The organism is Desulfobulbaceae bacterium (assembly GCA_013792005.1).
In the GTDB taxonomy this organism is placed as follows: Bacteria; Desulfobacterota; Desulfobulbia; order Desulfobulbales; family VMSU01; genus VMSU01.
This window is the reverse complement of the sequence record VMSU01000197.1, coordinates 1-15,225: the sequence shown is the minus strand read 5'-3', so window position 1 is coordinate 15,225 and position 15,225 is coordinate 1. Positions and strand designations below refer to the sequence as shown.

Annotated in this window: 9 protein-coding genes, 2 tRNA genes and 1 pseudogene; 10 read left to right on the top strand and 2 right to left on the bottom strand. The window is 53.0% G+C overall.

Going from position 1 to position 15,225, the window contains the following annotated elements:
• The first annotated feature begins 294 nt into the window (after positions 1-294).
• From hsdR to FP815_12780, 9 genes and pseudogenes are all read left to right on the top strand, one after another.
• A complete protein-coding gene (gene hsdR / locus FP815_12820; GenBank protein ID MBA3015808.1) occupies positions 295-3,669 on the top strand; it encodes a type I restriction-modification system endonuclease in 3,375 nt (1,124 codons plus the stop codon).
• Between the two features lie 17 nt (positions 3,670-3,686).
• Positions 3,687-5,156, top strand: coding sequence for an N-6 DNA methylase (locus FP815_12815; GenBank protein MBA3015807.1), 1,470 nt, complete (start codon positions 3,687-3,689; stop codon positions 5,154-5,156).
• A complete protein-coding gene (locus tag FP815_12810; protein MBA3015806.1) occupies positions 5,153-6,256 on the top strand; it encodes a DUF1016 domain-containing protein in 1,104 nt (367 codons plus the stop codon). The genes FP815_12815 and FP815_12810 overlap by 4 nt, the downstream gene beginning before the upstream one ends.
• On the top strand, positions 6,253-7,872 hold the full coding sequence (locus tag FP815_12805; GenBank protein ID MBA3015805.1) for a restriction endonuclease subunit S: 1,620 nt from the start codon (positions 6,253-6,255) through the stop codon (positions 7,870-7,872). Before FP815_12810 ends, FP815_12805 begins: the two co-directional genes overlap by 4 nt.
• Positions 7,869-9,506, top strand: a complete 1,638-nt coding sequence (locus FP815_12800) for a restriction system-associated AAA family ATPase (GenBank protein ID MBA3015804.1) — start codon at positions 7,869-7,871, stop codon at positions 9,504-9,506. The genes FP815_12805 and FP815_12800 overlap by 4 nt, the downstream gene beginning before the upstream one ends.
• A 1-nt stretch (position 9,507) precedes the next feature.
• Positions 9,508-10,569, top strand: a complete 1,062-nt coding sequence (locus tag FP815_12795) for a hypothetical protein (protein MBA3015803.1) — start codon at positions 9,508-9,510, stop codon at positions 10,567-10,569.
• 156 nt (positions 10,570-10,725) lie between these two features.
• Positions 10,726-12,575 (top strand): annotated as a pseudogene (locus FP815_12790) (DUF262 domain-containing protein).
• A gap of 57 nt (positions 12,576-12,632) precedes the next feature.
• Positions 12,633-13,334, top strand: coding sequence for a DUF3800 domain-containing protein (locus tag FP815_12785; protein ID MBA3015802.1), 702 nt, complete (start codon positions 12,633-12,635; stop codon positions 13,332-13,334).
• Between the two features lie 3 nt (positions 13,335-13,337).
• Positions 13,338-13,772 carry a hypothetical protein gene (locus FP815_12780; GenBank protein ID MBA3015801.1) on the top strand — a complete coding sequence of 145 codons (435 nt, stop codon included), beginning with the start codon at positions 13,338-13,340 and terminating at the stop codon, positions 13,770-13,772.
• A gap of 524 nt (positions 13,773-14,296) precedes the next feature.
• Here FP815_12780 and FP815_12775 read toward each other — a convergent pair.
• Positions 14,297-14,374, bottom strand: a tRNA-Glu gene (locus FP815_12775).
• A 9-nt stretch (positions 14,375-14,383) separates the two neighbouring features.
• Positions 14,384-14,459: transfer RNA gene (locus tag FP815_12770), tRNA-Lys, on the bottom strand.
• Positions 14,460-14,673: 214 nt separating this feature from the next.
• On the opposite strand from FP815_12770, the gene FP815_12765 reads away from it, so the two are divergent.
• On the top strand, positions 14,674-15,225 hold a 552-nt coding region (locus FP815_12765; protein MBA3015800.1), incomplete at its 3' end, for a recombination-associated protein RdgC.

The window sequence follows — 15,225 nt, the reverse complement described above, 5'->3', positions numbered from 1 at the left end:
GCCGGCTCCAAGGGGTTGAGGGAAGAACTTATTGAGTACCGACAGTCGAATATTACTCCCAATTTTTCCGACCAGGCAAGGTGTATACTGCGCGATGAACTTCTGGAACGGTTGATAATCCTCAAGCCGACGACCAAAGACGAATTTTATAAAACAGTGTCCCTGGAGCTACGCGAGCAGACTGATGGCAAACAAATGCAGTATTTGGAAGATATTTTTGAGATTATTGATGCCTACGCTTAGACATAGCAATAGCCGATTTCATCTCAACGTTAGAATGAAGAGGCATCATAAGTGACGGCACTCAGCAGCAATTTCGCCCAACTCAAAGAGCATAATGAGCAACTCTTGCGTCTTGGCCTGCTTGCGGAGCGCTATTTTGCTGAGGACCCGAACACGTCGCTCCTCAAGCTGCGTCAGTTGACGGAGCTATTGGCGCAGCATGTCGCGACCCAGATCGGCGTTTACACTTCCTCAGATGAACCCCAATATGAACTGCTCCGGCGGTTGCAGGACCAGGGGATCATTTCGCGTGAGATTGCACAACTTTTTGGCGAAGTAAGGCGCGCCGGTAACGCGGCGAACCATGCCTTGGCTGGCGACCATCGCACAGCGCTTTCAGCTTTGAAGATCACGTGGCAACTGGGCGTCTGGTTTCATCGTACTTTCAAGGACCCCGCATTCAAGGCTGGAGCCTTTATCCCACCCAAGGCCCCAAGGGACGAATCCGATGATCTGCGCGATGAATTGGCGCGTCTCAATAAGGAGCTCGCGGACTATCGAGCCGCTCATCACGAGACCGCCCAGCAGCTCGAATCCACTGAGGCCAAGCTCCGTGAAGCTAAAGACGAACAGAGCTTCTGGGCGCAACTTGCTGAGGAAGAGGAACGTGCCAAGGCTGCATTGGCGGAGCAATTATCGGCATTACAGGCGCAAGCCGCAACCCAGCCTAAATCAACAGTTGCCGCCTTCCTTACTGCGGCCAATACCGCTGCCGCCGCGCTACATCTTGACGAGGCTGACACCCGCAAGCTGATCGACGAGCAACTGCGGCAGGCGGGTTGGACGGTCGATACACCAACGCTCAGATATTCTGCCGGCACTCGTCCCGAAAAAGGCAAGAATCTCGCCATAGCCGAGTGGCCAACTGCCAGCGGGCCAGCCGACTATGTATTGTTCGTCGGGCTTACGCCCATGGCCACTGTTGAGGCCAAACGTAAGAACACGGATGTCTCCAGCGCCCTACAACAGGCCAAGCGCTACAGCCGAGGCTTCACGTCCAGCGAAGAAACTTTATTGCACGCCGAGAACTGGGGATCCGAAAACGAATACCGACTGCCATTTGTCTTTTCCTCTAACGGTCGTCCCTTTCTTCGTCAGCTCTCCACCAAAAGCGGGGTCTGGTTCTGTGATCTACGCCGGCGGGACAACCTTGGCCATGTCCTGGATGGCTGGTACACGCCCGAGGGGCTGACTGCGCTCCTCAAGCGTGACGAGAGGCAGGCCGATGCACAGCTCAAGACAGAGCCCTTTAATTATGGTTTCCCGCTGCGCTATTACCAACAGGACGCCATCCAAGCGGCAGAAGCCGCTATCGCCCAAGGCCAGCGCGAGATGTTGCTTGCCATGGCCACTGGCACCGGCAAGACCAAGACCTGCATTGCCCTGATCTACCGGCTGCTCAAGACCCAGCGTTTCCGCCGCGTCCTCTTTCTGGTCGATCGCTCAGCCCTTGGCGAACAGGCCGCCAACGCCTTCAAAGACACGCGCATGGAGAGCCTGCAAACTTTTGCCGACGTCTTTGGCATCAAGGAGCTGGACGAACAGACTCCAGACACCGACACCTCCGTGCATATCGCCACGGTGCAGGGCATGGTGAAGCGCGTACTCTACGCCAGTGAGGGGGTCACCCCGCCAACTGTTGACCGCTATGATTGCATCGTCGTTGACGAGTGCCACCGGGGCTACCTGCTCGACCGCGAGCTCTCCGACACGGAGCTCTCCTTCCGCAGCTTCGAGGACTACATCTCCAAGTACCGGCGGGTGCTGGACTACTTCGATGCCATGAAGGTCGGCCTCACTGCCACCCCGGCCCTGCACACCACCCAGATTTTCGGCGTGCCGATCTACAACTACAGCTACCGAGAAGCGGTGATCGACGGTTACCTCGTTGACCACGAACCGCCGGTGCAGATCAAGACCAAGCTGTCATCAAATGGCATCAAGTGGGAGATTGGCGAGGAGGTGCAGATCTACGACTCACGCCGCAATCAGGTCGATCTCTACACCACCCCGGACGAGATCAAGGTCGATGTCGAGGGCTTTAACCGCAAGGTCATTACCGAACCGTTCAACCGCGTGGTCTGCGAATACCTGGCCCGAGAACTCGACCCTGCCTCACGCCAGAAGACCTTGATCTTTTGCGCCACCGACGCCCATGCCGACCTGGTCGTCGATCTCTTGAAACAGGCCTTCCGCGATCACTATGGAAGTGTCGAGGATGACGCGGTCATCAAGATCACCGGTACTGCCGACAAACCGCTGCAACTGATCCGCCGCTACAAGAACGAGCGCCACCCCAACGTCGCCGTTACCGTTGACCTCCTTACCACTGGCGTGGATGTGCCCGAAATCTGCAATATCGTCTTTCTACGCCGGGTGAACAGCCGCATCCTCTTTGATCAGATGTTGGGTCGTGCCACCCGCCTTTGTGACGAGATAGGCAAGGAGGCATTCCGTATCTTTGACGCCGTACGGATTTATGAAGATCTGCAGGACATCACCGCCATGCGTCCGGTAGTGGTCAATCCCTCGTTCACCTTCGGCCAACTGGCCGCCGAGCTCATCGGTGTCAGCGGCGACGAGGAACGCGCCCTGGTACGTGACCAACTCGTGGCCAAACTCCAGCGCAAGAAACGCCATCTCGACGAAACCGCTGCCCGTGACTTCGAGACCTGCGCTGGCATGCCGTTGGACGCCTTTGTCAAGAAGTTGCGCGCTATGCCACTTGCCGAGGTCGCTGCCTGGTTCACGGAGAACCCAGGGCTTAGCGAGATCCTCGATCGCAAGGGCGAGGGGCTCGGCCAACCCATGCTTGTTTCGAACCACCCGGACCAACTGCTCGGCACCGAACGCGGCTATGGCCAGGCGGAGCGGCCCGAGGATTATCTCAAGGCCTTTACCAAGTTCATCAATAGCCACATGAACGACATCCCGGCCCTGGTCACCGTCCTTACCCGGCCGCGCGAATTGACTCGCAAACAGTTGCGCGAGTTGGCCTTGGAACTGGACCGGGCTGGTTTCAGCGAGGCCAACATCGCCACTGCCTGGCGTGAGACGACCAACCAGGACATTGCCGCCCGCATTGTCGGCTACATCCGCCAGGCTGCCATCGGCGACGCCCTGGTTTCCTACGAGCAACGGGTGGACAACGCCCTGCATAAGATACTCGGCTCACGTCCCTGGACCACACCGCAGCGCCAATGGTTGCAGCGGATCGGGGCGCAGACTAAGGTCAATCTCATTGTTGACCGGGCAGCCCTTGATGATCCCGACTTGGTCTTTAAGCGCGAAGGCGGCGGTTTTGCAAGGCTTGACCGCATCTTCGATGGCGAACTGACCCAGGTGCTCGACACCTTCAACGATTCACTCTGGCAGACGGCTGCCTGACAAGGAAAAAACACCGTATGAGCACCATCACCCACGACATTGTCGCTAAACTTTGGAACCTCTGCAACGTCTTGAAAGACGATGGGGTCACTTACCACCAGTACGTCACCGAGCTGACCTATCTCCTCTTCCTCAAGATGACCAAGGAGACCGGCACCGAGGAGCAAATCCCCGCCGGCTACCGTTGGGACGACCTCGAAACCAAGGCCGCCCCCAACCGGTTGGAACATTATAAGATCACGCTCATTCACCTGGGCACCAATGGCTCCACCCTGGTGCAGGAGATCTTTGCCAACGCCAGCTCCTTTATCAAGAAACCAGCCACCCTCTCAACGCTTGTCGCCGAGATCGACAAGCTCGACTGGTACAGTGCGCGGCAGGAGGGTTTGGGTGACCTCTACGAAGGTCTGCTGGAGAAGAACGCCAGCGAAAAGAAGTCCGGTGCTGGTCAGTACTTCACCCCGCGCCCCTTGATCGACTGCATGGTGACGGTGATGCAGCCAGAGCTGACCGACATCATCCAGGACCCGGCCGCTGGCACTGGCGGCTTCCTCATCTCTGCCAATCGCTACCTTCGCGAGCACCACGAAATCGCCAGTCTCAGCGAGATCGAGCAGAAGCGTTTTTATACCAAGACCTTTTTTGGCATGGAGCATGTCCAAGATACCCACCGCCTGGCCTTGATGAACTTGATGCTGCACGGCTTGGACTCCGACCCGAAAGCCGCCGGTATCCGCTATGGTGACACCCTGTCACCCGAGGGCGAGGCCCTGCCCCGTGCTACCCTCATCCTCACCAATCCACCCTTTGGCACCAAGAAAGGTGGCGGGCTCCCCAGTCGCACCGACTTTACCTTCCCCACCAGCAACAAACAGTTCTGTTTCTTGCAGCACATCTTCCGGGGGCTAAGGTCAGGGGGGCGTGCCGCTGTGGTCCTGCCGGACAACGTGTTGTTCGAGGGCAATATTGGCCGTCAGATCCGCGCCGATCTCATGGACAAGTGCAACCTGCACACCATCCTGCGCCTGCCCACCGGCATCTTTTATGCCCAGGGGGTAAAGACCAACGTCCTCTTCTTCACCCGGGGAGAGACCGACAAGGCGAACACCAAGGAGGTCTGGGTTTACGACCTGCGGGCCAATATGCCGCAGTTCGGCAAACGCACCGTGCTTACCCGCGCCCATTTTGCCGAGTTTGAAGAGGCCTTTGGTAACGATCCGCTGGGTTCACCTGCAAGTTTAGCAAAGCGCCAGGAGACCGGTGACACCGGGCGCTTCCGGCGTTTTAGCCGTGAGGAGATCGCCGCCCGAGGCGACAGCCTGGACATTGCCTGGCTCAAGGACGATAGCGACACCTCAGGCGACGAATTGCCCGAGCCCGCCGTGCTAGCCCGCGAGGCCATGGAAGAGCTCGATGGCGCCCTGGAAGAACTGCGGGGGATTCTCGAAGAGTTGGGCGAGGTCGTGGAGGAGGAGATTGTCCCATGACCACCACCCCGCTTGATCTCGTTACCATCCCTGGTGCCGACGCCCTCCACAGCGAACTGCGCACCCTGATTGCCGCCAGCCGTGAGCGGTTGGCAGGTGCGGTCAATGCCGAACTCACCCGCCTGTACTGGCATGTGGGCGACCGTCTCCGCCGTGAGGTGCTGGGTGGCGAACGGGCCGCCTACGGCAGCAAGGTCATTGACCACTTGGGCTCCCGGCTGGTTGCCGAGTTTGGCCGAGGCTTCGAGGCCAAGAACCTGCACCGCATGGTCAAATTTGCCGAGCTCTTTCCTGACCCCGAAATTGTCGCATCGCTGATGCGACAATTGAGCTGGACCCATTTCTTGCAACTCCTGCCGCTCAAAGATCCCGAGACGCGGACGTTTTATGCAAGGGTCAGCGCCACCGAGGGCTGGAGTGTGCGTGAACTGCGCCGCCGCATCGAACAGAAGACCTTCGAACGCACCGCCGTGGCCAGCAGCCAGGGCGCTGGCATCAACCAGGCCCTGGCGCACACCGAAACCAGCGGCCGACTCAGCCCCGGCCTGGTCTTCAAGGACCCCTACTTTCTCGATTTTCTGGGTCTCAACCAGGGCTACGATGAGGCTGATCTGGAGTCCGCCATTCTGCGTCAGTTGGAGGCCTTCATCCTGGAGTTGGGGCGGGGCTTTGCCTTTGTCGAACGGCAGAAGCGCATGGTCATCGACGGCGACGACTTCTACCTCGATCTCCTCTTCTTCCACCGCCGCCTGCGCCGTCTGGTAGCGGTGGAACTCAAACTCGGCCGCTTCAAGGCCGCCCACAAGGGCCAGATGGAGCTCTACCTCAAGTGGTTGGATCGCTATGAGCGCCAGCCCGGCGAAGAGGCCCCCATCGGTCTTATCCTCTGTGCCGAGGCCAGCCGCGAGCAGGTGGAACTCCTGCAGATGCAGCAGGACGGTATCACCGTGGCCGAGTATTGGACCGAGTTGCCACCCAAGGAGGAGTTGGAGCGCCGCCTGCATCAGGCCTTGATCGAGGCGCGGGAGCGGCTGGCGGCCAGGAGGATGCTTATGGCGTTAGATCGTGAGGGTGATGTGATTGGGGAGGGGGAGGGATGAGCGAATTGCCTCTGAACTGGTGTGAAGTGCATCTCTGTGACATTGCGACAACTGTAAGTGGTGTTGGTTTTCCTCTACACTACCAAGGTGAAACGTCTGGCGCTCTTGGGTTTTACAAAGTTGGGGACATATCTCGGGCCGTATTGAAGCACGCAGGGCAACTTCATATTCCGCAACACTTTGTATCTCTTCGGGTCGCAGCGGAATTGAAAGGAAAGCCGATTCCTTCAGGAGCCACAGTGTTTGCCAAGATCGGAGAGGCTATCAAGTTGAATCGTCGTGCCATTGTCACTGATGAATGCTTGATCGACAACAACGTCATGGCAGTCAAAGCGTTCACCAAAGAGTCGGACCGGTACCTGTATATGTTTTTGCGAACACAGGATTTTACTGAGCTGTCTCGCGCTACGACAGTTCCATCACTTCGAAAGGGAGACATTGAAAGCCTTGTTGTCCCCCTCCCTCCCCTCAACGAACAGCAGCGCATCGCCGACAAGCTCGATGCGGTCCTGGCGAGGGTGGACGCCTGCCACGAACGCCTCGACCGTGTGCCTGCCATCCTCAAACGCTTCCGCCAAGCCGTCCTCAGCGCCGCCACTTCCGGCAGGCTGACGGAGGAGTGGCGGGAGGTAAAAAAACCTCAATCGATAGGTACCAGCAGAGGAGCTGGGCTATTTGATATTCCTGAGTGTTGGACATGGACTCTGATTGACTCAATTGCAGAGGTGAAGGGGGGGAAACGTTTGCCCAAAGGAGAAAAACTCGTGATGGAAAACACAGGGTTCCCTTACATCAAAGCTGGGCAATTGAAAAAAGGGACTGTCCAAAAGGATATCCAAGAGTATTTGCCACCAAATATTCAAAAATTGATTAAGCGTTACATCGTCAATGATGGCGATGTGTATATAACGATTGTGGGGGCTTGTATCGGGGATGTTGGAGTTATTCCTCTCGAATACGACAATGCAAATCTCACGGAAAATGCCGCAAAAATATGCAATTTTAAGAACGTAGCAAATGACTATCTTGCCTTTTGGTTACGATCTCCTGTCGCGCAGAATCACATAGATTTTCTAGTGAAATCAGGCGCTCAGGGAAAGTTGGCGCTAATGAGAATTAAGGAAATACCAGTTCCTTTGCCAACCCTAGAGGAACAGCAAGAGATCGTCCGCCGCGTCGAAGCCCTCTTCGCCTACGCAGACCGCCTGGAAGCCCGCTACGCCACCGCCCGCGCCCAAGTCGAACAGCTCACCCCGTCCCTCCTTGCCAAGGCCTTTCGCGGCGAACTGGTGCCGCAGGATCCTAACGACGAACCGGCTAGCCTGCTGCTCGAACGTATCCAAGCATTTCGCGCGGAGCAGGCGTCTAAACCGAAACAACGAAAAACTGTGAGGAGACCCAAAGTGACGACACTCTCAACAGAGACACTCAGAGCAATCATTGAAAGTCTTCCGGCACCCAGTTTCACCTTTGATGAACTGCGGAGCCAGGTGTCTGCCGATTATGAGACGTTAAAAGACCTCGTCTTCAAATTGTTGACTGACCCGAAGTCAGGCATCAAGCAAGTCTTTGATGTGCCGACCAGTGAAATGCGATTCCAGCGAGTGCGGACATGAAGCTACTCCGGGTGCATATCATTGCGGCCAAGACCTGCGGGGGGCTGCTTGATGGCATGGATATTTGGTTTCGGAGCCCAACGGTCGAACCCACGAGTTTCGAACCGCTTTGCCTGGTCGGGCCGAATGGTGCCGGCAAATCCCAATTCCTGCAAGTAGTGGCCGAGATCTTTCAATCCATCTTTCATGCGACCGTCGACAAAGAAGAACGGCAGGAAGGCAATTCGCACCTCCAGTTCGAAATCGAGTATCTGATCAGACCGAAAGACGGCAATCAAGCTGTCCATGTGCGGGCCACCCGTCTGGCGCAGGGTAAGCGGAAACACGGAGTTGTTATCAGCAAGAAACTAAATGGTGAGTGGATCGAGTGTGACCTCCAGGCACCAGCCACACTTACCTTGCTGCCGTTAAAAATTGTTGGCTACACCTCGGGTGACAATGAAACATTGAGTCTTCCTTTCCTGCTCAGCCGAAGTGGCTATGCCGATGAAGTCGGACGCCGTGCCTTGGAAGAGCACGCCGACTTGGAAGCCGTGCCCGATACGCGGTTGATGTTGATCGACTACGGCACTCACCTGGAAGTGCTGGTCGCCAACCTGCTGCTGGGCACGGACGATGCCCGTGCAGCACTGTTACAGGAAGCCCGGCAAGATAATATCCATTCATTCCGCTGCATCGTCCAGCTTGCACATCGCGTAATATCAAAAGTGCCGAGGCGGCGCCAATCCGTGACAGCACGCAAAGGCATTCAGCTGACTGCCGAGCTGGAAAAGTATCTCGACCAGCTTCGGCGTTGTTCAACCTGCTACCACCATGAAGAAAGGACTGACACCTACATATTCGACTTTCTGGTGGATGAGCAGACGACCTTAGCCTTCCGCCATTTTTGGTCAAGTGCTCTTGACTTGTATGTGGCGTTTCATAAGCTGGCGATGCTGAATGATTTGGCCATCCCGAGGACTACCAGGAATCGTTTCAAAAAGGAGACCCAGTTGCGTCGTTTTGCCTCCCGACTGCCAGAGCCGCAAGACGAGGACAAGGTCTTCCGGTTCGAGCGAGTGGCCTTCAACGCCAGCGACAGCAAAGAGATTGTCGACTATGTGTCCCTATCCGATGGCGAACACCAACTGGTACAACTGCTTGGCACACTGTGTATGGTGTCGTTTCCTGGCGTCCTGTTCTTGCTCGATGAGCCTGAGTCACACTTCAATCCCCAATGGCGTGTCAAATTCACGTCCCGGCTGTTGGACCTGCCAACGATTGATGGCAAGCGTCGCGAAAAAGAGAGCGATGTCTCGCAACAGGATTGCCTGTTGACCACGCATGCCCCGTTCATCGCCTCGGATACTCCGCGAGATCGTGTATTCATCTTCCGCAAAGATTTGGATGACGGGAAGGTCAAGGTGAAACGGCCGGATATTGAGACCTACGGAACCACCTTTGACTCCATTCTCGAAGAATGTTTCGACGTACGCCCACCGATTTCGCAAATCCCCAGAGAAGAGATCGCCGAACTTATGGAGAGCGACGATCCAGGCACAATTAAAATGGGCATACAGCGACTGGGACAATCGGTTGAGAAGGTGTTTCTGGCGGATCGCTTACGTCAGGTGATGAAAAAGGACGAAGCGTAGTATGTTTTTTGGATATCCGATTGCCGCGACGGCCGAAAATTGGCTGCACGAGTGCCTTGTGGAGATGGTGACTACAATTCACGCGGATCTTGATGCCGGTGGACCTGCCCGGGCTTGGCCAGATATTATCCCAGCGGCCTATCGAGATGCGTTGAGAGCTCGCACCGGTTTGCGAGATCGGTTGGAGGCTTATCGTATCGCAGCAACAGCATTGACAGCCGGCCAAAGACAGCAAATCGCAACAGGTATTGTCCAGCAAAACCGGATAAGCGAACTGTGTTGTTGTGTGGAAGACTGTGAAGACTTAACCCAGATGCCTGTATCGTGCCGGGCTCCAATAGAGAACCTGTTCGATTTCTCGTTCACTCTATTGACCGGCCTCGGTATCCGTGATCGACACTACGAGTTGATATACAATGGAACTCAATATCACGTCTGTCCTTTCTGTGGCTGCGAATATTTTGACGCTCCCGGAGCCCCTCGGGAAGATTTGGACCATTACTTGCTGAAAAGTCGCTATCCATTTGCGGCGGCAAATCTTCGTAACTTGGTGCCAATGGGAGCGAGATGCAATGAAAGATACAAGCTGGCTCAGGATATTCTCCGTGATCCTGGCGGCAACCGGCGGCAGGTTTTTGATCCTTATGTTGATAGGAATATCGCAATTCGTTTAGATAATTCGATTCCCTTCGCAGGAGCAGATGGGAAAACCCCATCATGGGTAATTGAGTTTGATCCTAACTCTCCGGAGTGTTCAACTTGGGACGATGTATTTCACATCCGCGAACGTTTCCAACGAGATGTGCTCGATCGGTCCTTCTCTCGTTGGCTAAAGGAGTTCTCTGCCTGGTTCAAAAAATGTATAGCTGTCGCGGCACCTGACGCGGGAACCGTGCGGTCAGCAATACTCACTTACTCTGAGGATATGGCGCTCCTAGGGCTGAACGCACGCGAGTTCCTCAGGGCTCCAGTGTTTCAAATGCTCTACCTTCGTTGTGAAGGCGGTGATGACCGGCTTAACACATTCATGATTGAACTTGTTTCTATGAACGAGGCTAACTGATGGCAATCTGGCTTATCCGCGCCAATGGATGGAAGCCAGGGACGATCACGGCGATCGCCCAGGCCACATCTGCCGTTCCAGAATCTGCTGGCGAAGCCTTTGCCGACGCCATCATCGAACAGGCCGTAGTTGTCGAATATTTCTTAGGAGAAACGAATGGATATTTCACCGGATAAGCAGAATATCGATCAGGTCTTTTCCAATACCGTATACCGGATCGATTTTTATCAGCGTGACTATAAGTGGAATCACGAGCCGGTAAAACGGTTGTTAAGCGATATTTTTTACAAATTTGAGGAAGAGTATATAGAGAACATCCGGATCTGGACGCCAGCAAGGAAGCGGTTGCGGCGCATTACCCCTGGTACTATCTGAACACCTATGTCACCAACACCATTGACGGGCGGGTGTACGTGGTCGATGGTCAGCAGCGGCTCACTACCCTGACGCTTTTCCTGATCAAGATGAAGCATCTTGCAGAAAAATACGAGTCCAAGGCCGTGCCCTGGCTGGGGCAGAAAATTGCTGGGCACAGCGGGTTTGAATTGGATTTTTGGATGAATCATGTCCGGCATATCAAGGTGCTGGAAGCCCTCTACGAGGATGACAACGACCTGAAGGGCATAGATACTTCCAGTGGGATCACTGCCGTTAACCTGGTCAGCAACTATCAGGTGATCAGTGACCATCTTGAAACAAGCCTCAATACCAAACACAAATTCGAGACGTTTACCTTCTATTTCCTGCTGCGGCTGGTTTTGATCAATCTCTCGGTGGAACAAACTGACGTGCCGATGGTTTTCGAGGTAATCAATGACCGTGGTGTACGCCTGAAGCCCTATGAAATACTCAAAGGGAAACTTCTTGGTCAGATCGACAAGATTGAGATGGACAAGGACGACTACAACGGCAAGTGGGAAGCCCAGGTTACCCAGGTAAACCAATTCAGCGATGACGAAATCGACAACTTCTTTCGATATTTTCTCAAGGCCAAATTCAGTTCGACCCGTAAAGACGGGCAGCGTTTCGATGGTGATTACCACCGGGAAATGTTCAAGCAGGATATGCTTACCCAGCTCAACCTGGAGCACGACCCAACATCCGTCAAGGCATTCTTGAAAAACACCTTTCGTTACTATTCGAATCTTTACAGCAAGGTCTGGACTCTGGCGACAAAGCTGGATGCTGATTCGCCATGGGTGTTTTTCAACCGACTCAATGAAATGGACGGGCAATTTCTGCTCATCCTTTCGGCCTGTAAACTTGATGACGTGGAAGAGGATGAAAAAATCCTGTCGGTTTCTCGCGAACTGGATCGCCTCTTCACGTTGCTCCAATTACAGAACAGCTATGATAGTAACGATTTTGCCGTAAAACTCTTCCAGATTTCGAATGAAATACGAGAAAAAAGCGCCGGTGATATCAGGCCGGTTTTCGAGAGATTTTTGCTCAAGACACTCAGTGACCGCCGCGCCGTTCCGGTTGATCAGCCTTTCAATTATTCCTATTTTAAGAATGCTTCTATCGAACACCTTAACATCCGATTCATCCGCTATTTCTTTGCTCGGGTGGATTCGTACCTGGCCGATGGCATGAAAGTTGGAATGAAGCACTCCATGGCTGATCTCGTAACGAAGAGAGGGGATGTGAATGGATTTCACGTTGAACACATCCTGTCGCGTAACGACAACAACTTTGCCCTTTTCAACAACGACAAAGAAAAGTTCGAACAAGAGCGTAACCGACTGGGAGGGATTCTGTTATTGAAGGGGAAAGACAACATTTCTAGCAGCAATGAGGCCTACGCGCAGAAGCTGAAAACCTACGCCAACACGCTTTATTGGAACGAAACCCTGCGTGAAGACAGTTACAAGACCAAGCTCGATTTCAAGGCGTTTAAGGAACAGAACGACCTTGATTTTCACCATGTGCCAAACTTTGGCCCTGACGAATTAGAGTATAGACAGAAGCTCTTGTTTGACCTTTCAAGCCTGATCTGGCAATAGCCGACGGAAGCAGAGATCTGGTTTTGAAGAATGACTCTGAGGGAGAAATGACCCGGTATGAAGATTGAAGTTTACTGTGATGAAGCCTATCCCGATCTTTTTTCCTCTAAAGATAAACAGGCGAAGTATCTCTTCATTGGCAGCCTATGGCTGAAAAGCGAAGACCGGGAACGTTATAAACAGGCAATCCATGTTCTTCGGAATCAGCATAAAATTGGTCCAGAGTTTAAATGGAATAAAGTGTCACCGTCCAAACTCGATTTTTACAAAAGCCTGATTGATTGGTTTGTCGAGCAGGGTGATGATCTACGGTTTCGTTGCATCGCCATAGACAGTGGGCAGGTGGATTTACTTAAATATCATGAAAATGACCAGGAGCTTGGTTTCTATAAATTTTACTACCAAGTGATTAAACATTGGATTCATGATCTCAACGAATATCAAATTTTCTGTGATTATAAAAGCAATCGCCGGCGGGACCGTCTGCAGGTTTTAAAACGCTGTTTGGATTATGCGAATTTGTCGGCGACCATCTCAACAGTACAGGCAATCCGTTCTGAAGAGTCTGTTCTTATTCAGTTGGCCGACTTGTTGGTCGGAATCGTCTCAGCAAAATTTAACAAGAAATTGGTAGCCGGGTCGTCTAAAACTGAGCTTGTTAAGCATTGTGAGTCTGGGCTTTGCAAGTCCATTTTGCCAACGGGTTTATGTGAAAAGAAATTTAATTTCTTTCGGATAAATTTTGGAGGCGTTTGGTAACCGATGCCTTACCCTCCGTTGGTTACTTGTCTAACAGAAGCCGAATACCAGGTGCATTTTGAGAGAATGTATTGTAGAGGGCCGATAAATACCTTTGATGGGATAGCTGTCCGATTTAATAAGAGAGATTTTCTCCATGCTTTTTTCGAATCGGTTTATGCTAAAGATGATACTTTTTCGATACCACGCGCTGAACGTATTGAGTGGATAAGGGCTACGCTACAAGACCCAGATAGCGACCGGTATGTGGGCTGGGATAGCAGTAAGAAACGATATGATAATAATAGAAGGGTGACCGTGGTAAAAGGGGATTATGTGGTTGTTATTGCAATTAAGTCCAACGGTAGCGGCCGATTTATAACTGCCTATGTTGCTGACAGTGGCAGGACTATAAGTATGATTCGGAAAAGCCCGAAATGGGCAAAAAAAACCCGCTGATTTGCCAGGCTGGCTCAGCGGGGGGCCTTTATAGGTTCTGTTACCACTGGTAAAGAACTATTTTCACTCTAATACTTTGATAAGCGTATTTCAACTCCAATCTACATAAATTAGTCGGTTCTGGAAAACAACTTTCCAAAACCGACTCTTCCCAACTCAGCCACGAGTACAGCCGATTTTTTCGGCGCACCGCCGTTACGTGACATCACAGGCTTACGCCAAAAGACTACCATGAGGGATGTCTTGCCAGCATCATAGGAATCGCCTGATTCAACATAGTGACAATATCGTTACGTTAAGTTTTTCTGGCTGCCACTGGAGAATTTGGCATGAGGTTAGCCCGAAATTTTCCCACACGATATTCCAAAGACTTTTGGGGGGAGTGAGCGGCATGACCAAACAGAAATCCGAAGAGCCCAAAAAAGACGAAAGAAGGCAATGTGTGGGGGATAGTGTGGGGGACAGATTTTTAGACAACAAAAAAGGCCTTCAAGGAAAACCCTGAAAGCCTTACTGTTGTTACTTGGCGTCCCCAACGAGATTCGAACTCGTGTCGCCGGCGTGAAAGGCCGGTGTCCTGGACCTGGCTAGACGATGGGGACTGATAAGTTTGGTGGGTCGTGCGCGACTTGAACGCGCGACTCTCTGCTTAAAAGGCAGATACTCTACCGACTGAGTTAACGACCCCGCCTCACAAGCTGCACATAAATACAGTATGCATCCCCCCATGTCAAGTATGTTATTTTGAAAATATAATTTTTTTATCTCTCGATTCAGGCACCGAACCCCTCTTACCACAATAACTCTTGTCGGCGCCCTCAAGGTTTGCTATATCTTGAGGGCATAATTCCATCCAACTCTAAACCCTTCCCTCACCCCAACCTGTAGCCGTGGAAATCGTATGGGACTCTTGTCAAACTCAGGTACTTTTGTTCGTTTCGCCGTTGAAGGTGAGATGCCGGAAAATTTTTGGGAGTTCGCCGCTGAGCGGATCGCGAGCAACGCCTTCAAAGATATCGATGATAATTTCGAAGAATATTCCATCGGCTGGGTATCGGTAATGAATATGTTCGACTCCGAATTCTCCTATGCCTCTCATGCCATCGGCGACTATATCGTGCTATCAATGCGAATCGATGAACGTAAGGTACCTTCGGCGGTGCTGAAAAAATTCTGCATGAAGGAAGAGGAGCGGGTCAGAAAGGAGAAGCAGGTCCCCAAACTCTCCCGAGGAAATCGGCTCGAGATCAAAGAGAACATCAAACTGATGCTGACCAAAAAAGCGTCGCCAATCCCGGCAGTCTATGACCTGTGTTGGAATCTGGCCAACAACACGATCCTCTTTTTTTCCACCAGCGCCACCGTCCATGCCGCGATTGAGGACCTTTTCAAGGAGACTTTCGGCCTGCATCTGGTACTTCAAGTCCCCTATCTGGCAGCAGCAGATCGGAAG

Coding starts and splice junctions, on each gene's coding strand:
- FP815_12800 (MBA3015804.1), top strand. CDS start 7,869: ATGAAGCTACTCCGGGTGCATATCATTGCGGCCAAGACCTGCGGGGGG.
- FP815_12785 (MBA3015802.1), top strand. CDS start 12,633: ATGAAGATTGAAGTTTACTGTGATGAAGCCTATCCCGATCTTTTTTCC.
- FP815_12810 (MBA3015806.1), top strand. CDS start 5,153: ATGACCACCACCCCGCTTGATCTCGTTACCATCCCTGGTGCCGACGCC.
- FP815_12805 (MBA3015805.1), top strand. CDS start 6,253: ATGAGCGAATTGCCTCTGAACTGGTGTGAAGTGCATCTCTGTGACATT.
- FP815_12815 (MBA3015807.1), top strand. CDS start 3,687: ATGAGCACCATCACCCACGACATTGTCGCTAAACTTTGGAACCTCTGC.
- FP815_12795 (MBA3015803.1), top strand. CDS start 9,508: ATGTTTTTTGGATATCCGATTGCCGCGACGGCCGAAAATTGGCTGCAC.
- FP815_12780 (MBA3015801.1), top strand. CDS start 13,338: ATGCCTTACCCTCCGTTGGTTACTTGTCTAACAGAAGCCGAATACCAG.